Source organism: Chryseobacterium sp. 3008163, from assembly GCF_003669035.1.
Lineage (GTDB): Bacteria > Bacteroidota > Bacteroidia > Flavobacteriales > Weeksellaceae > Chryseobacterium.
The window spans coordinates 1,744,810-1,763,789 of the sequence record NZ_CP033070.1 but is presented as its reverse complement, the minus strand read 5'-3'; the positions used below and the strand labels follow the sequence as shown (position 1 = coordinate 1,763,789).

General features: G+C 35.5%; 10 protein-coding genes and 2 pseudogenes. 9 read left to right on the top strand and 3 right to left on the bottom strand.

The window, feature by feature from the left end:
* The first annotated feature begins 13 nt into the window (after positions 1-13).
* Positions 14-2,302, top strand: coding sequence for an NADP-dependent malic enzyme (locus tag EAG08_RS07895; RefSeq protein ID WP_129534969.1), 2,289 nt, complete (start codon positions 14-16; stop codon positions 2,300-2,302).
* A gap of 180 nt (positions 2,303-2,482) precedes the next feature.
* Here the strand turns inward: EAG08_RS07895 and EAG08_RS07890 are convergent, their stop codons facing one another.
* Positions 2,483-2,848: a helix-turn-helix domain-containing protein gene (locus EAG08_RS07890; RefSeq protein WP_129534968.1), complete on the bottom strand. Its 366-nt coding sequence runs from the start codon at positions 2,846-2,848 to the stop codon at positions 2,483-2,485.
* Positions 2,849-3,004: 156 nt separating this feature from the next.
* On the opposite strand from EAG08_RS07890, the gene EAG08_RS07885 reads away from it, so the two are divergent.
* The 8 genes and pseudogenes from EAG08_RS07885 to sprA all read left to right on the top strand — a co-directional run bounded on the left by EAG08_RS07885 (position 3,005) and on the right by sprA (position 15,840).
* Positions 3,005-4,528 (top strand): hypothetical protein, encoded by a 1,524-nt coding sequence (locus EAG08_RS07885; protein ID WP_129534967.1) that lies wholly within the window; start codon positions 3,005-3,007, stop codon positions 4,526-4,528.
* A 36-nt stretch (positions 4,529-4,564) separates the two neighbouring features.
* Positions 4,565-5,200: a DUF6705 family protein gene (locus EAG08_RS07880; protein WP_129534966.1), complete on the top strand. Its 636-nt coding sequence runs from the start codon at positions 4,565-4,567 to the stop codon at positions 5,198-5,200.
* 190 nt (positions 5,201-5,390) lie between these two features.
* Positions 5,391-6,050 (top strand): DUF6705 family protein, encoded by a 660-nt coding sequence (locus EAG08_RS07875; protein ID WP_129534965.1) that lies wholly within the window; start codon positions 5,391-5,393, stop codon positions 6,048-6,050.
* Between the two features lie 198 nt (positions 6,051-6,248).
* The gene (locus EAG08_RS07870; protein WP_129534964.1) at positions 6,249-6,899 is read left to right on the top strand and encodes a hypothetical protein; all 651 of its coding nucleotides are present in this window, start codon (positions 6,249-6,251) and stop codon (positions 6,897-6,899) included.
* A gap of 3 nt (positions 6,900-6,902) precedes the next feature.
* Positions 6,903-7,508, top strand: coding sequence for a DUF6705 family protein (locus EAG08_RS07865; protein ID WP_129534963.1), 606 nt, complete (start codon positions 6,903-6,905; stop codon positions 7,506-7,508).
* Positions 7,509-7,514: 6 nt separating this feature from the next.
* Positions 7,515-7,988 carry a hypothetical protein gene (locus EAG08_RS07860; RefSeq protein WP_164998544.1) on the top strand — a complete coding sequence of 158 codons (474 nt, stop codon included), beginning with the start codon at positions 7,515-7,517 and terminating at the stop codon, positions 7,986-7,988.
* Positions 7,989-8,179: 191 nt separating this feature from the next.
* Positions 8,180-8,764, top strand: a complete 585-nt coding sequence (gene ruvA / locus EAG08_RS07855; RefSeq protein WP_129537237.1) for a Holliday junction branch migration protein RuvA — start codon at positions 8,180-8,182, stop codon at positions 8,762-8,764.
* Between the two features lie 6 nt (positions 8,765-8,770).
* Positions 8,771-15,840: pseudogene (gene sprA / locus EAG08_RS07850) on the top strand (cell surface protein SprA).
* A 163-nt stretch (positions 15,841-16,003) separates the two neighbouring features.
* Here the strand turns inward: sprA and EAG08_RS07845 are convergent.
* Positions 16,004-17,542, bottom strand: coding sequence for a zinc-dependent metalloprotease (locus EAG08_RS07845; RefSeq protein ID WP_129534961.1), 1,539 nt, complete (start codon positions 17,540-17,542; stop codon positions 16,004-16,006).
* A 72-nt stretch (positions 17,543-17,614) separates the two neighbouring features.
* A pseudogene (gene radA, locus EAG08_RS07840) lies at positions 17,615-18,963 on the bottom strand (DNA repair protein RadA).
* Positions 18,964-18,980 lie beyond the last annotated feature (17 nt).

Sequence of the window (18,980 nt, the reverse complement as noted above, 5' to 3'; positions counted from 1 at the left end):
AACAGAAAATTCTATGTCGAATAAAACTAACCGCGACGAAAAAAATTTCAATCAGGCCGCGCTAGACTATCATAAAGCAGAACCGAAAGGAAAAATTGAAGTCATTCCTTCAAAGCCACACTCTTCGCAGAGGGATTTGTCACTGGCATATTCTCCTGGAGTTGCCGTGCCTTGTATGGAAATTCACCATCATCCTGAAACGGTTTATGATTACACAGGAAAAGGAAATTTGGTTGCAGTAATCTCAAACGGAACAGCTGTTCTTGGTTTGGGAGACATCGGTGCCGAAGCTTCAAAGCCTGTAATGGAAGGGAAAGGTCTTTTGTTTAAAATTTTCGCAGACATCAATGTTTTTGATATTGAAATCGACGAAAAAGATCCTGATAAATTTATTCAGATTGTAAAAGGTATTGCCCCAACTTTTGGAGGAATCAACCTTGAAGATATCAAAGCTCCGGAAGCTTTTTACATCGAACAAAGATTAAAAGAGGAATTGGATATTCCGTTGATGCACGACGATCAGCATGGAACAGCGATTATTTCTGCGGCGGCATTAATTAATTCACTTCAAATTGCCAATAAAAATATCGAAGAAGTAAAAATGGTTGTGAATGGGGCAGGAGCAGCAGCTGTTGCCTGTACCAATCTTTATATTTCTTTAGGTTTAAAAAGAGAAAATGTATTGATGTGTGACAGCAAAGGAGTTATCAATCATAAAAGAGAAAACCTTACACCAGAAAAAATAGATTTTATTGCTCAGACTGATATTGAAACTTTAGAAGATGCTTGTAAAGGTGCTGATGTTTTCATTGGTTTATCTAAAGGAAATGTCATGACGCCGGAGATGTTGAGCAGCATGGCAGAAAATCCGATTGTTTTCGCATTGTCAAATCCTGATCCTGAGATTGCTTATGATCTGGCACTTGCTACAAGAAAAGATGTGATCATGGCAACGGGAAGAAGTGATTATCCTAACCAAGTGAACAACGTTCTTGGTTTCCCTTATATTTTCCGAGGAGCATTAGATGTTCAGGCAAAAGGAATTAATGAAGAAATGAAACTGGCAGCTGTTCACGCAATTGCTAATCTGGCTAAAGAACCGGTTCCTGAAGCGGTAATTTTAGCTTATAACGTTCAGAATTTACAATTCGGAAGAGAATATTTCATTCCGAAACCATTTGACAACAGATTAATTACCAAAGTTTCAAGTGCTGTTGCAAAAGCAGCAATTGACAGCGGAATTGCTAGAAAGACTATTGCAGATTTCGACGAATACGAAACTCAGCTTCTCGACAGAATGGGAAGAGATGAGAAGTTGGTAAGAATGATGCAGAACCGTGCAAAGGCTAATCCAAAGAGAATTACTTTAGGAAATGCCGAAGAATACAATGTCTTAAAAGCTGCTCAGATTTTGTATGAAGAAGGAATTGCTTACCCAAGTCTTTTAGGAGATAAAAAATACGTCAAAGAACAAATGGAGCGTTTCGGAATCAACATTGATGTTCCGATTATCGATCCTAGCGATGACGACCAGAAAGAAAACAGAAAAAAATACAGAGAAACACTTTGGAAACTTCGTCAGAGAAAAGGGGTGAATGAGTACAAAGCCAAAAAATTTGTACGTCAGAGAGATTATTTCGGTCCTTTGATGTTGAAGCATGGGGATACAGACGGATTAATTGTAGGTTTTTCTAAAAATTATGTTTCGACTCTAAGACCTGTTTTAGAGGTTATCGAGAAAGAAAAAGGAGTTGAAAAAGTGGCGGCAATGATGATGATTTTGTCTGAAAAGAAACCGATTTTCTTCGCAGATACTTCGATCAATCAAAATCCTACTGCTGAAGATTTGGTGAATATTGCTAAAATGGCAGAACATACGGTGAAATCTTTTGCGATCGAACCAAGAATTGCGATGCTTGGTTTTGAAAACTTTGCAGCGATTTCTGATACTTCTAAAAAAGTAGCCAAAGCGGTAAGTATTCTTCATGAAAAATTCCCGAAAATGATTGTCGATGGAGAAATTCAGCCTGATTTTGCGATGAATGCAGATCATTTAAGTGATTACCCGTTCTCAAAATTAGGAACCACTCCTGCCAATACATTCATCTTCCCGAATTTGGAATCTGCCAATTTATCTTACAAAATCATCAGAGGAATGAAGGTTGCGCAGGTAATCGGACCGATTTTGATGGGGCTGAAACAGCCTGTTCACGTTTTACAGATGCGTTCAAGCGTTGATGAGATTGTGAATCTTGCGACTGTGGCGGTTTTAGATGCGCAGAGAAGAGAAAGTAAAAAATAATATATATTAACCACCTATCAAAAAAGACTCTTTTAGTATATCGGTAATTACTAAAAGAGTCTTTTTTGATATAAATTCATTATAATTAATAATAAAAAGAGTCTCCCGGGACTCTTTTTATATCTCATAAAATGTAAAAAGAATAAATTTTAATGTAAAAAGAATCATCATTGATTCTTTTTACTTTTTCAGAAGGCTCTCAATAAGCTTACTTTGCACTTCTACCAACTTTGTTATATCCTGCTGGTTTTTAATAATGCTTTCAATCAATTCCTCAGATATTGTATTATTAATTGTCACAGTACTATCAATATAACCAAAACTTCTATCAGTATTATTTTGAACAATAGATTTTTCATCCAATAAATCATACACATCCGTTTCATAAAAATCTGCAATCTTCATCAGATTTTCCATGGCAGGTTTAGCCTTGTCACTTTCCCACTTATTGTAAGCGTTCTGTGAGATATGTAGTTTTTCTGCAATCTGCACCTGTGTAAGGTTGCGCCCTGTTCTAAGTTTATTGAGTTTGGTTCCCAAAGTCATCCTGTATAATTTTATGCTAAAGTAAAGAAAAAAATAAAAAAACAACTAAGGTTCAGGTATTTTACAACCAAAGTTGTAGAAAGTTTATTCATCCTTTTATGATATTTGTTGCAGAATTATTTTTATATTTAACACTTTTAAAAAAAACAAATGACAATGAAAAGAAATTTTCTCAGGCTTTGCCTGATGTTGGGATTATTTTCCCTAAATTCATGTAGGCAGGATATTCTCCCTGATCAGGAAACCTACAACAACAGCGGAGCATTTCAGCTTACTTCCAAAAGAATCTCTTTAGATGAAGCTAAACACAAAGCTAATCTTGTCTCTAAGATTAAACAGGTAGAGACTAACCTTTACACTGATTCAAAAAATAATCTGCAGGGCAAAACCGTGAATTTCGGAAACGGAATTTCTATTGATACCGATGATGTAATCTACCTCGAAAAAGGCCCGGACTTCCACAGTTATACTTTTCGTATCGATCATGAGAATGCTCCTGCCAATGCACCTGTTGAGAACCTTGTGATCAGCTCACGTCCTGACGGTACCTGGAAAGAAGCTTTGGTAACGTATTATCTTACTCCTCTGGAAAGACAGAATATGCTTTCGGGGGGTGCAGTAGATTTTACCGGAAAGATAACTCATGAAATACTTCAAAACGGAACTTACTCATCTGCAATCATGCAACAGGATGTAATGAATTGCCATATGGAAATCAGCACGTACTACACGAGGTGTGGTCAAAGTGATGATCATCATAATGGTGAACTAACGGGTACAGAAGGCCCTTGTAGGTCTGAAACACCCTCGGTATTGGTGGTCTCTTTGGTGAAAAAATGCACTATGGCACTTCCTGCAGATACCGGTTTGGGAGAAAACGGAGAAGGAGGAGGAAGCGGACCGGGTGGATTAGGAAGTAATCCCCCGGATGAGACAACTACTGCACCGAATCTGCCGGCAGGACCCAATAGAAATAATGATCCATGTAAACAACTAAAAAACCTTGCAGAGAAGCAACCATTTAAAGATAAGGTTACTATATTAAAAAATAATGTAAATACAGGAACAGTAGAAAAAGGTTTTGTAATACATGATGATGCAACTACAGGGTTTTCCCCAATTATTGAAGGTAACTCCGAAGGAGAAATTGATTATAATGCTTATTTGAGTACGATTTCGGAAGACCTATTATATAAATCATACGGGTCTGCACATAATCATCTTTTAAGCAATCCTGACCATGTAGGAGTTTTCACGGATAAAGACCTAAATAATTTGTTATTTTGGGGATTAATGGAAACCTACCCTCAAAATCCAAATGTTAAATTCAAACCTGAAAATTCTATTACATTTGTAAATACGAACATTGGCTTTTTTGCTTTAAAAATTAACGACTTAGAAAAACTAAGACTTTTCTGCATAGACTTTGCAAGTTGGAATATTGGAAAACTTGAGAAATTTATGAGGGATACATATAAAAATTCTGATCAATACAATATTACCCATAATTCCACACATGATCAGCAGATAACAGGGTTTCTCCGTTTTATACAAGATTACAATATTGGTATAGAATTTTATGAAGGTAATAAAGATACATTTGGAGACTGGAAAAAACTTACTTTAAAAAACAACAGCAATGGAACATTTGGATTCACAGAAACACCATGTAAACTTTAAAAATATGACTACAAAAAAATAAAATTTATATTTCTAATGATAACTTTGTTAGGAGGAAATTTAATTAAGTCTCAGAATATAATTGTTTGGGGGGCAGATAATGGAAATTTACCTGTAAATTTCATGAATTCAGGAGCATATTATTATAAAGATATCCACAATTATTTAGATAATTTCGTAGGTACGTGGGAATACATAAATGGTAATGATAAATTCCAAGTCACATTTACCAAAATTATTAAGTATCATAGTATTGATAATGAATTACATTATAATTTTTATGAGGATGGTATTGCATTTCAGTATAAAAAATACAAAGGAAGTTTATTACTATATTCTTCTCCTATTTTATTTGAACCCACATTTAAGACAGCTGATGGGATTAAACTCGAAGGTACATTTATAGACTATGGCAGAATAACCAAAGAGGTAAAATGGCCACCATATGTAGGACCACCTATGGCAGGAACGATCTATAAACAAGGAGGAGAATACTTTCATCCCAGTTGTACAATAGAAAAAATTTCTTCGGGAACATCTCCTAAAATAAAATTTCATTTATATTTAAGAGGTGTCAATGCAGGTTTTGGAAGTCCTTATGATAACCCGATTTATGCGGGACAACCAAGATTAAGTATTCCTAATGATATTATTTTGACAAAAGTACCATAATAACTAAGCCTCTGTAACGGAGGCTTTTATTTTAAAACTCAACAGATAAAACATTATCAAATTTGTGTAGAATTATATGAAGATAACAAAGATACTTTCGGAAACTGGAAAAAACTTTCTTTAAAAATTAACAGCAACGGAACTTTTGGATTCATAGAAACACCGTGCCCATTATAAAACAAATATGAAAATGAATAAGCTAACTATATTTTTCACAGCATTACTTTCAAGCATAGCAGTAATTATAAATGCTCAAACTGTTGTAGATATTTCTTCAAGTACTCCACTTCCTCCTGATTATAATGAAAATGGACTTTATTATGAAAAAGATATTCACAATTATTTAGATGATTTTGTTGGTACATGGGAGTACATAAATGGGAATGAAAAATTCCAGATCACATTTACAAAAATTATTAAATACCATTTATATTATCCAGATATAAAAATTAATGTTTATGAGGATGGTATTGCATTTCAGTATAAGAAATACAAAGGAAATTTACTATTGTATTCTTCTCCTGTAATGTCTAAACCTACTTTAAAAACATATCACGGGACAATATTGGAAGGCACCTTTATAGATTATGGAAGAGTAACTAAGGAAGTAAAATGGCCACCCTATGTAGGACCACCTATGGCAGGAACAATCTATAGACAAGGCGGAGAGTACTTTCATCCTAGCTGTACGATTGAAAAAATATCTTCAGGCTCTGTTCCGCAGATAAAATTTCATTTATCTTTAAGAGGAATGAATGCAGGGTTTGGAAGTCCTTATGATAACCCGATTTATGCGGGACAACCAAGATTAAGTATTCCCAATGATATAATTTTAACGAAAGTACCTTAGAATGAAGCCTCCGAAATGGAGGTTTTATTTATTTGACAAAGATCATTCAGAGATAGCACTACCTGTAGACGCCGGTTTGAGAGAAAACGGAGAAGGTGGAGGAAGCGGACCGGGTGGATTAGGAAGCAATCCCCGGATGAGACAACTACTGCTCCAAATCTGCCAATTAGAAAAACATCTTGCCTAAAATTGAATAGCTTGTTTGATCCTGCAAAAGCAAATATAAAACCCTTAATTACCGGGGGATTGTACACCGCTGTTAATAACGCTGCAGGAGAAACAGGAATTGCCTTAAAAAGAGAATCGAATGGAACAATTACCAATGAGATATTGCCTTACACACCAAATCCTAATGGCGAAAATCCTAGTATTCGTGTAAAAACAGGAGGTAGCTATTACAGTGCCATACACAGCCATCCCAAAGAAGCATATTCTATGTTTTCATGGTCGGATGTATATTCTCTTTACAAATTAGAAATGGGAACAGCCCCTCATAATACAAGACAGTCTAGTTTCTTATTGGTTTGCGAAGATGACAGCGGAGTGAAACAAACATACGCCATTGTTTTTGAAAATACAGGGCTAATGATGGAAGATTTTTTTTCAAATCCTGAGAATATTGGATGTACGCAACAAGAGATTAAAGATAAAATGGATGGTGAATTAGAACTACAATATTATGAGGAATCAAGGAAAGCTAACCCAAATTACGAACGCGTATTTTTGCAACTTAATTATGGTACTAATATTGGCTTATATAAGACCAATAGTGATTTAACAAGCTGGCAAAAATTATCAATCAACTCAAATTCAGATACTTCCATTGTAACACCTACTAATTGTAATTAAAAAATGAAAACTACATTCTTACTATTCATAATTCTAATATCAACTTTTTTTAAATCTCAAAGCGTCATTATTGATATAGAGGAATCTGGGTTTGGAAAACCTGCCGGATATTACCGAAAAGACATGAACAATCTATTAGACTCCTTTCAAGGAACTTACGTATATACTAATGGAAACAAGAGCCTCAAAATCGTATTAAAAAAAATGATACAGCAACCTGTAAGTTCGCATTATGAGGATATCATCATTGGAGAATATCAATACATAGAAAATGGCGTTGAAAAAATAAATACTCTATCTAATTTGAATATCGTTTATTCTGATCAATACTTGAAGCATGGTATTGCAGGAAACGGAATACTATGGAATAATACTCGCTTATGGAAATGCCCTCAATGCAATCCTAATGAGAAAAGAGTAGTAGTAAGAATTATAGATAAAATTTCTGGTGTTCGTGCAAGTTTCCTAATGCGAAGAACAGTTGTAAATGGGCAACAGGTAATGCAGGCGAAAATTAACAACCTAAGCGCTACCATTTGGGAAGAAGGAACTCCTGAGCCTCTTGCTTTCGCACTTCCTACAGGAGAATTTACCATGATAAAACAATAAATAGTAATGATTTATAAATTTTTATGTTTCCTTTTTTTATTATTTGTTATTTCTTGTGCTTCATACAACCATGGGGTGGAATATTTAGAATATAATTACCATGGTTCTCCTATATCAAGAAAGGATGATAAAATTTTAATTAAATATATTCCCAACAAAAAAGATATAAAAGTAGAGCTTACTTATCACGGAAAATTTTATTCTAGAAAACCTATCAAGAAAAAAGAGTATCAGGAAATGTTAAAAATGTTCTTAAAAATTAAGAATGAGGATAGTGCTTTAGCCAATGATACTTTAACAGTAAAAGAAGTTGAGATTGTTTACGTGGATGCAGGAGCAAGTGAAATTATTTATACAAGATGTGGTGATACTATAAAACATCTTGTTCTTGGTAATAGGAAAGATGATAACAAAAATTTTTATGACACTTCAGTTTTAATTTACAAAAATGCAGGATTAGATAGTAAATATATAGATTAGTGTATTTCTTTCACATTATATTGTAAAGTTTTAAAAAGAAACAAAAAACTCCAAATCAATTTTGGCGTTTTTTGTTTTTTTAGTTAATTCATTGTCTTTGCAATGACAAAAAAAGTTAAATATCATTCTTGTGTTAAATGAATTTATTACTTAGTTTAAATTACTATATTTGGAAGTTATAAAAATTAATGATGATATTTTCTTTACAAGGAATTGTTCAGGAGCTTACACCAACTTACGCAGTTATCAACGTCAATGGCGTGGGATATTATGTTGGTATCAGTTTAATGACCTCACAAACCCTGACTTTGAATCAGGAAACCATGCTTTTTATTCAGCAAATTATACGCGAAGACGCACATTTGCTTTTCGGTTTTAAGACTCGTTTAGAAAAAGAAATGTTTAATCTCTTAATAAGTGTTAACGGAGTTGGTGCTGTATCAGCATTGATTTTACTGTCAACTTTAAGCCTTTCTGAGATTGCCACAGCCATACTTTCCAAAAATAGTGCCGTTATTCAGAAAGCGAAAGGTTTGGGGACAAAAACAGCGGAAAGAATCATTGTTGATTTGAAAGATAAAGTCCAGAAATTCGGCAGTGCAGAAGAAAATAATTCTGTTCTGGCAAATAATAAAAGTAAGGATGAGGCGTTATCTGCATTAGAAGTTTTAGGGATTTCTAAGAGGATGAGTGAGAAGATTGCTGATCGTATCATCAAACAGGATCCGGAGATTTCTGTTGAAGAATTGGTAAAACAAATTTTAAAAAATATTTAACTTTTGGTGGAAAATAATAAGTTTCTCAAGATATATTCGTTCCTGTCATTTTTATTCTTGTCAATAAATCTATTTGGGCAGGTAAATCCGGACGCATTTTCGATAAAAAGAGATTACAAAGTAAGTGATCCTACCTATTACGAAGGCTACTACGATATAAAAACCGGGATGTACTATGTATATCCTAAAATTGGAAATACCATTACGGGTCAGCCCACTGCGATGTCGCCGGAAGATTATAAAGAATTTATGGAGGCTCAGCAGGCAAGAGCTTATTATAAAGATAAATCTGAAAGATACAGTCTGCTTTTCAGAAAAGATACTTCCGAGGCTCAGAGAAAAGGTTTAATTCCTTCTTTGACAATTAATAACAGGCTTTTTGAAGCCATTTTTGGAAGTAATAAAATTGAAATTATTCCTTCAGGATATGCCTCTTTCGATTTTGCAGGTTTATATCAGAAAATAGATAACCCTTTAATTTTACCTCAAAACAGAACCAGTTTTACCTTTGATATCGACCAAAGAATTCAGTTGGGTTTAATTGGAAAAGTGGGTGAAAACCTTCAGCTAAAAGCCAACTACGATACACAAAGTGGTTTTGCTTTTGAGAACCGAATGAATTTGGTTTGGCAGGCAAAAGGAAGTTGGAAAGATCTTCAGACAAAAGGTTTGGGGGAGGTAAACAAACCAAGCGCCGGAGGTGAAGATAAAATCATCAAAAGAGTTGAATTTGGTAACGTAAATATGCCACTTTCTACAAGCTTAATTCGTGGCTCAGAATCACTTTTCGGGGTGAAAACTGAATTCCAATTAGGGAAAACTTACGGAACGGTAGTGCTTTCACAACAACAAGGTGAAGCCAGAAATATTGTTGTACAGGGTGGTGGTGTGATGAATACATTTAAAGTAAACGCTATTGATTACGAAGATAATCAGCATTACTTCATCGGACATTATTTCCTTAATAATTATGACAATGCGTTGCTTAATTATCCACAGATCAACTCAAGAATCAGCATCAGCAGAATGGAAGTCTGGGTTTTAGATCAAGGGAATTCCAATTTAGCATATCAGAAAAGTATCGTCGGTGTACGAGATTTGGGAGACGGAGCATCTGGCTTGCCGGATAACTCTCAAAATGGAATTTATTCTGCAGTTACCGGTTTAGGAGCAGGTTTGCGTGATGCTAATTCTGCGTACAATACAATTGCCGGACAGGTTCTTCCCAATTCAACAGGTGGAACTGAGGCTTACGGAGATGGCGAACAATTTATATTTAACAGAAAAGCAAGAAGATTAACGAGTACAGAATTTACCTTTCATCCACAGTTAGGATATATTTCATTAAATCAAAGACTGAATGATAATCAGCTTTTGGCAGTTTCTTATTCTTATACCGTAAACGGAACCAACCAGGTTTACAAAGTCGGAGAATTTTCTGAGGAAAGTCCGGTTTTGGTAACTAAAGTTCTGAAACCGAATACCACTGTAAAAACAACATCACCAATGTGGAAATTGATGATGAAGAATATTTATGCATTGGATGCCGGTCAGGTTGATCAGGATGGTTTCATTTTAAATATTTATTATAGAGATGCACAAACCGGAGGTAAGGTAAATTATCTTCCAAATACATCAGTACAGGATACCAATTTATTGAAATTATTAAACTGGGACCGACTGAATGTCAATGGCGATTTACAAAACAGCAACGGAGTTATGGGTGACGGAGTTTTTGACTTTGTCAACGGAATCACCATCCGTCCGGAATTGGGGAAACTTATTTATACGAAAGTAGAGCCTTTCGGAAGTTATATGGCCGGTCTCGTGGGGAATAATCCACAATATGTCTTTACAGATTTATACACACAGCAAAAACAAGTAGCAACATCAAGTAACCTTGCTCAGCGATACACGATGGAAGGTCGTTACAAAGGTGCTCAGGGACAGGGTATTTCTTTAGGTGCAGTAAATGTACCTCAGGGGTCTGTAAAAGTTGCGGCAAACGGGGTACAATTGACAGAAGGTGTCGACTTTACCGTTGATTATATGCTTGGGACAGTAACCATCATCAATGAAAACGTAAAACAGTCTGGTCAGGCAATCAATATTTCATTAGAAAACCAATTGACTTTCAATACTCAGAGAAAAAGATTTTTAGGGGTGAATTTAGAAAGAAGAGTCAGTGAAAACTTTATCTTCGGTGGAACGGTTGTTAATTATTCTGAATCTCCGCTTACTCAAAAAGTAAATTACGGTCAGGAAGCCGTTAATAATACGATGGCGGGCATCAACATGATGTACAACAATCAGCTTCCTTTCCTGACAAGATTAACAGATAAAATTCCTGGAATCAATACGGAAGCTCCATCTAATTTGAACTTCAAAATGGAAGGTGCATATTTACTTCCGGGAATCAATAAAGGAACAAATGATCAGTCATACATTGATGATTTTGAACAAACGACTTCAAAGATTTCATTAAAAGAACCTGCAGCATGGAGCTTGGCTTCAAAACCTGAAAAAAATCAAAATTACCCGATTTTCAGTGGGTCAGGAGCTAATGATAATGTTACCAACGGTTACGGTAGAGGTTTGCTATCTTGGTATAATATTGACCCGAGATTCTGGGGAGTTGGTGGTAAAGCTCCGGTAGGAATTACCGCACAGTCGGTTTCCAATCACGCTTCAAGAAGGGTGCAGTTCTCAGAAATCTTTAACAACAGAGATTTCGTAGCGGGTGAGCAGACGTTTACCAATACTTTTGATATTTCATATTATCCTTCAGAGAAAGGTCCTTATAACGTCAATCCAAATTCGGAAACAGTACAGCAAAGATGGGCAGGGATTATGAGACCGATTCAGGTTTCCAACTTTGTGAATTCAAACATCGAATATGTAGAATTCTGGATGATGGATCCTTATGCTGACGGAAATAATTTAGGTACAGATCCTAAACTTTTGCTTCATTTAGGAAACGTAAGTGAAGATATTTTAAAAGACGGATTGATGCAATACGAAAACGGATTGCCTACACCGGCGCAGACTTCGTCAACATCAAATTCAAACTGGGGAACACAGCCAAAACAGCCGCCGATTTTATATGCTTTCTCTAGTGAAGGTGATGATCGTACGATTCAGGATGCCGGATATGATGGTTTAAATTCTAATCAGGAAGGTCTGAAATTCCCTACAAGTACGTTTGTGAATCCTGTTCTCAATCTTTCTGACCCTGCAGTTGATGATTTCGTATTCTATATGTCTGAGAAGTTTACAGGAAGTCAAGCGGCTTCAATTGCTCAGCGATACAAATATTTCAGAGGCCCGGAAGGGAACTCGCAAAGCAACACTTTAGAAGTGGCTTCGCAAACTCCCGATGCAGAAGATATCAACAGAGATTATAACTTAGATCAAAGTGAAAATTATAACGAATATGTCGTTAGTCTTGCTGAGGCAAATTTAACATTAGGTCAGAATAATATTGTAGATGTAAAAACAGTCAATGCGACTTTCCAGAATGGACAGACTGATGATGTGAAATGGTATTTATTCAGAATTCCTGTTTCTAAGTATGCAGAAGCTGGTGTTGGAGGTGATAAAGATGCTTCGGTACTTAATAATGTAAGGTTTGCAAGATTATTAATGACAGGATTTGAGCAAACTTCCACGTTAAGATTCGGAACTATAGATTTAGTAAGATCAGACTGGAGAAGATATCCTAAAAATATTGCAATAACAGGAACAAATCCTGCAACAGATGAAGGTTCTATTATTGACACAACTCTTAATAATTTTGAAGTAGGGAGTGTAAATATTGAAGAAAATGCATTAAACCAGCCACCTTACGTACTGCCTCCGGGAATTGACAGACAAGTTTTGAGCGGAAATGCTGGTGCGCAAAGACAGAACGAAGCCTCTTTATATATGAAGGCTGATGATCTTGCTGCGAGTGAAGCTAAGGGTGTGTTTAAAAACACTACTTTGGATATGAGAAGATACAAAAAATTAAAACTTTTCGTGCATGCACAAGATCCAAGCAACAGAGCTACAGGTATAGATAAAAGCACAAAGTTTTTTATACGTATTGGTAGTGATGCTACAGACAATTATTATGAATACGAAGCATCATTAAAAATTACACCAAAGACGGCGACAGCACCAATGGAAATATGGCCTTATGAAAATGAGGTTGATTTGGAAATTCAAGATTTTGTAGATGCAAAAATCAGAAGAGATAAAAATAATCCTAATGATGTTGCAAAAAGATTGTTAGATGCTACATATGGAGGGGGGAATACTTTCAAAAAAATATATATAAAAGGACGACCAAGTTTAGGCAATATTACGACCATAATGTTAGGGATTAGAAATGGATATGAGAGAGGCGAGCCTAATGCCGCACCCATAGATAGAATTCTCTGGGTCAACGAAATTCGTCTTTCAGAAATTGAAAATGACGGAGGTTATGCAGGAAATGCCAGCTTAAATTTCAACCTTGGAGATTTTGCGGTTGTCAACACAAGTGCATCATATACCTCAGTAGGTTTTGGAAACATAGATTCTAAGCCGGCAGAAAGAAATCAGTCTACACAATCGGCTTTCAGTATTAATACTCAGGTGAATGTAGATAAATTCTTGCCAGAGAAAACAGGTGTGAAAATTCCTGTGAACTATTCTTATTCTCAAACCATCGAAGATCCGAAATACAATCCTTTGGATACCGATGTTGAATTCAGCAAAGCTGCCAACAAAGAAGAGCTCAAAAAAGTTGCAAGAACATATACTCAACAGAGAAGCTTGGGTGTTGTGAATATGCATAAAGAACGAGTAAAAGAAAACAGCAAGCCGAAATTCTACGACGTAGAAAACCTTTCTCTTACTGCGGTCTATAACGACGATTATTACAGAGATATTTATACCAAAAAGAATTACAGACAGTATTTCAGAGGGTTCTTAGATTATAATTATACTTTCAAACCTTGGGTGATCAAGCCATTCAATAAAATGATCAGCGACACTGCTAAGTCGACCAAATATTTGAGATGGGTAAAAGAATTTAATTTTAATCCGATTCCTACAAGATTATCTTTCAGAACAGAATTAGACAGAAATTATAACGAGCTTGAATTTAGAAACATCGATGCGATTTTAAGCGGGAACTTGGGCGATGACTTCGCTGCAATCAAAAACAGAAACTTCTATTTCGGCTGGCAGTATGGTTTAGGATTTAATTTTACTAAATCTTTAAAACTGGAAATCAATTCTCGTACAAGAACGCTTAATGATAATGTAGATGTCAATACAATGGATAATTCTTCCATTTTTGGAAATATGTTCAGATCGGGAAGACCGGTGTTGTATAATCACAGAGTTCAGTTGAATTACAAATTACCATTCCAGCTACTTCCGTATTTAGATTTCATTGATGCAGAATTGCAATATGGTTTCGAGTACAATTGGAATGCGAGATCGACGGCTTTACTATCAAGCCCAGACGGAAGTTTAGGATCAATCGGTCAAAATACAAGTATTATTCAGGCAACGGCAACGGCAGATATTCCGAAGTTCTTTGGTCAGTTTAATTACTTCAAAAAATGTCGACTACGCTTCAAAAACGTAAGCAGGAGATGGATTCATTGAATAATGCATATACTCAGGCTTGGGATAAAAAGAGATATAAATTTAAAAGCTATAAGTTTAAAAACAAGTTATCGATTTTACAGAATGCAGCGTTTGTTTTAACTTCATTCAAGCAGTTAGATGTTAATTATTCTGAAAATAATGGTACCGTTCTACCAGGATTATTATCAGCGCCAAATGGATATGGTTACGGACAAACTCTTGGTGGCCCAACGATTGGTTTCCTTTTTGGATCTCAGGCAGACATCAGACGTACCGTTATTGAAAACGGATGGGTGAGTGATTCAGAACTAATGATTGATCCTTATGTGAAAATGTCCACACGGGAACTCCGGGCAAACTTACAGATGATGCCGGTCAATGATTTTAGGATAGATTTTAATGTATTGCAAACGTATAACAGAAACTTCTCACAAACCGGTTTCAACTTCCGGGACAGTGATGGTTTCTCTAATCCGAATTTGACCTTTGCAAGTGATATGGTGAGCTACTCAAACTCAGTTATTCTTACCAGTACTTCATTCTCAACGGGGCAGGCCGTTTATGAGTCAATAAGACAAAATGCGAGAGTGATTTCGCAACAATTGGGTGGTGTTGCAGGAAATGATGGTTTCACAGATGGACACAGCATTTCTAATGCTTATGTTTTAATCCCGGCATTCCGTGCTGCGGTGGAAGGTAAAAGTCCTGAACGAATGGGCAATGCCAAGAAAGCAGGAATGCCAATACCAAACTGGAGAATTGTTTATTCAGGTCTAAAAAACATACCAATAATCAGCGGACAGTTTACGAAGTTTGATATTTTACACAGCTATAATGCAACATATACTGCAACAGGAATACAGTCAAGTATCGATTATTTCAACAGCAAAAATGATGTAAGCAGTTCTCAAAGAGATGTGAATGATGATTATATCAATCCTTATACATTCTCTCAGGTTGGCTATGTGGAAGCATTTGCACCGCTTATCGGAATTGATGTGACGATGAGAAACAATATGCAGTTCGGGTTGCAGTATAACAGAATGAGAACTTTATTGTTAGGATTGGTGAATCATACATTGACGGAAGATTCAAATACAGAATATGTTGTAAGATTAGGGTATATCGTCAGAAACTTCAGACTAGGAAACATGGGTAACACAAGAGGTGGAAGAGGGAAAGGTAGCGACCTTAACATCAGAGGCGATATCTCATTGAGAGACAGCCGTACAAGCATCATGAATATCTTGTTAGATGACTCACAAGTAACAGGTGGTCAGAAGTTAATGAACATTAAATTATCTGCTGATTACAACGTGTCAGAAAACTTAAACTTAAGGTTATTCTACGAGCAGATGACTTCAAAATACAAGATCTCAACGGCGTTCCCGTTATCAACTATAAGAGCTGGTATCTCAGCAACATTTACATTTGGTGATTCCGGAGGATTCTAATAATGGTTTAACAAAAAAATCCCTTTCTAAAATATTAGAAAGGGATTTTTTTTGATTTTTAATTTAAATAAATGATGAATATTATTTAATCTTAACCGATGATAATTTAAATGTGGAAGAAGTATTTTCAAATTTAAATAAGATTAAAAACAGTAATCGTCAACTATTTAACGATGAATTTTTTGCTTCCTACTAAAGAATTTTTATCATCAAAAACGCTCAGGAAATATTCTCCGGAAGATAGACCCTGAAGATTGATGCTCTTTTTGTCAGTCGTTAAAATAATCTGACCTAAAACATTGATGATTTTAAAAGTATATTTCTCATCATTCATGATCCATACATTGATTTCTTCTTTAGCAGGGTTCGGGTAAATGGTAAAGTCTTTCACATCTTTATTTTTGATTTCAAAAGTACCCAAATTCGAAGTCGGCATAAACTGCGAGACTACACAAGCGAAACGCGCAAAACCAAATGCTTCATTCGAAGGATTAGGATTTCCAATTGCAATTCCGGTAGGTTCAGAATTGTAATTTACGATTGGGTTGGCCCATCGGTTTGCTTTAGGACAATTGATTCCAACATTAGAACATTGGTCGTTATAGGCCATCATGGTTCTCCATCTTTGGGATGATGTACTTGATGTTCCTAAATTAACTGCAGTCTGATTAACGTAACCATGAAGGTTACTACAAGGGGTAGTACTTTGATCTACATACCAATCGTGATTGAGTCCCATATTATGACCCATTTCATGAGATAGCGTATAATTGGATACTGCACAATTTAATAATGACACCGTAAAGGCTGTTGTGTTTGAATAGTTTGTCGAATTGGTATTTACATATCCTAAGCCGCATATACTGGTAGGTGTAGACGTGATCAGTCCACAAAGATCAGCACCGTAGGTTGTTCTTAACGTATGAACACTGTCCATAAATCCATCATTATTATTTCTGAATCTTGGCAAATCAACATAAATATCTCCGGTTTCTGTATATGGAATTTCACCAGAGTACACTAAATTAATGGTAATATTTGGAATCCCGGAATTGATAAGCGATGTATTAAAGTTTGTAATTGCGGTTGCCACAAAAGAATTACTCTGTGCAACACCTCCCCATGCAATTCTTGCTGCTGGCGTAAAAACAACTAAAACATCAATCGTTGTTGCCGGGCAGATAGGGGTAGATTCTAAACAGATATTTGCATTTACTTTTTGATTAATCGCAAATTCATTGAGAATAAAATCATTTTTAGAATCTCTATTGATAAGCTCTGATTCGCTTACCAAAGAAACGGCGAATATATTTTGATCAGTTTGGTGGAAAATAATTTTTTCCCCATGGCTCGAAGCATACATTCCTGTTACCGCATCATCATATTTTGAGAAAACCAATTCACTCTCTGGTTCGTTTTCAACAGAATAAGCGTAAGATGTGCTTTTATTTGTGTAATTGAATGTTTTTGAAAGCTTAGCTTTGATCGTTTTATCATTTGGTAGTTTAATTTCTAAATCAGAAGTAAGATCAAAGTTTGATTGTGAATAATACTTGGTCAAAATATAAGTAGCAGCAAGACTCTTACTTACTTTTTGATTGTCGGTCAAATTATTTTCATTGATTGCGTGCTGGAATATTTTGTTTTGAGCAAACAGAATTGCAGCACAACATAGCAGTAGGCAAGTACTTAAGATTTTCATATTCGGTTTTATTAATTTTGTTAAATAACAAATATATATATAAACCTCTAAAATATTATGATTTATTTAACGTTAAAATAATCTTTCATGAAAATCCTCAACCTTACTCACTTCTTCAATCTTGATCCCAAATTTTCTCTTTGGAATTTTATTTAAATTCGAAACAAAAATTTTCTCGTAACCCAATTTTTCAGCTTCTGTAATTCTTTGTTCGACCTGTGCCACCGGGCGAATTTCTCCGCTTAAACCAATTTCTCCTGCAAAACAAAAATGTTCAGAAATCGCAATATCTTCATTAGATGAAAGAATAGATGCAACAACCGCTAAATCTAATGCAGGATCATCAGTTTTTATTCCTCCTGTAATATTTAAGAAAACATCTTTTGCGCCCAACTGAAAGCCTGCTCTTTTTCTAAAACTGCCAAAAGCATATTCAGTCTTTTAGAATCAAACCCAGTACAGCTTCTTTGTGGAGTTCCGTAGACTGCTGTGCTTACCAATGCCTGAATTTCCAAAAGCATCGGGCGGTTTCCTTCAAGGGTTACGGCAACAGAATTTCCGGAAAGTTCTTCAAATTTTTTAGTAATTAAAATTTCTGAAGGATTTTTTATTTCCTTTAAACCCTGTGACACCATTTCGTAAATTCCTATTTCTGCAGTCGATCCAAAACGGTTTTTATTAGCTCTCAATAATCTGAAAAGATGGTTTCTGTCTCCGTCAAAATTAAGAACCACATCGACCATGTGTTCCAAAACTTTTGGGCCTGCAATTTGTCCGTCTTTTGTGATGTGACCGACTAAAAATACAGGAACATTATTTTCTTTGGCATATTTAATAATTTCATTAGAACATTCACGAATTTGAGAAACAGTTCCCGGTGAACTTTCAATCAGTTGAGATTGCAAAGTTTGAATAGAATCAATAATAACAAAATCAGGTTCCAGCTTTTTAGCTTCGTGAAGTATCTTTTCTAAAGAAGTTTCTGTATAAAGAAAACAATTTGGGTTTTTAATTTCAGCCAAACGATCGGCTCTCATTTTAATCTGAGAAGCACTTTCTTCACCTGAGACATAGAAAACTTTCTTTTTCATCTTTAAAGCAAGCTGAAGAAGAAGGGTAGATTTTCCAATTCCGGGTTCACCGCCAATCAATGTGACAGAGCCTAAAACAATTCCACCTCCTAAAACTCTGTTGAGTTCATCTGATGGGGTTTTTATTCTTGGTTCTTCTACGGCTTCAACTTCGATAATGTTGATGACGTTTTGTTTTGATTTTGAAAAAGGAGGAGTTTTCGAAGATGTTTTTTCTACAATTTCTTCTACCAAAGTATTCCATTCAAGACAATTTTTACATTGCCCTGTCCATTGCGGATATTGCGAACCGCAGTTTTGACAGAAATAAGCTGTTTTGAGTTTTGCCATTCTGTAAAATTATGAAA

Bases quoted from the DNA above. Each gene is read 5' to 3' on its own strand.
- EAG08_RS07895 (WP_129534969.1), top strand. From the start codon at position 14: ATGTCGAATAAAACTAACCGCGACGAAAAAAATTTCAATCAGGCCGCG.
- EAG08_RS07890 (WP_129534968.1), bottom strand. From the start codon at position 2,848: ATGACTTTGGGAACCAAACTCAATAAACTTAGAACAGGGCGCAACCTT.
- EAG08_RS07885 (WP_129534967.1), top strand. From the start codon at position 3,005: ATGAAAAGAAATTTTCTCAGGCTTTGCCTGATGTTGGGATTATTTTCC.
- EAG08_RS07880 (WP_129534966.1), top strand. From the start codon at position 4,565: ATGATAACTTTGTTAGGAGGAAATTTAATTAAGTCTCAGAATATAATT.
- EAG08_RS07875 (WP_129534965.1), top strand. From the start codon at position 5,391: ATGAATAAGCTAACTATATTTTTCACAGCATTACTTTCAAGCATAGCA.
- EAG08_RS07865 (WP_129534963.1), top strand. From the start codon at position 6,903: ATGAAAACTACATTCTTACTATTCATAATTCTAATATCAACTTTTTTT.
- EAG08_RS07860 (WP_164998544.1), top strand. From the start codon at position 7,515: ATGATTTATAAATTTTTATGTTTCCTTTTTTTATTATTTGTTATTTCT.
- ruvA (WP_129537237.1), top strand. From the start codon at position 8,180: ATGATATTTTCTTTACAAGGAATTGTTCAGGAGCTTACACCAACTTAC.
- EAG08_RS07845 (WP_129534961.1), bottom strand. From the start codon at position 17,542: ATGAAAATCTTAAGTACTTGCCTACTGCTATGTTGTGCTGCAATTCTG.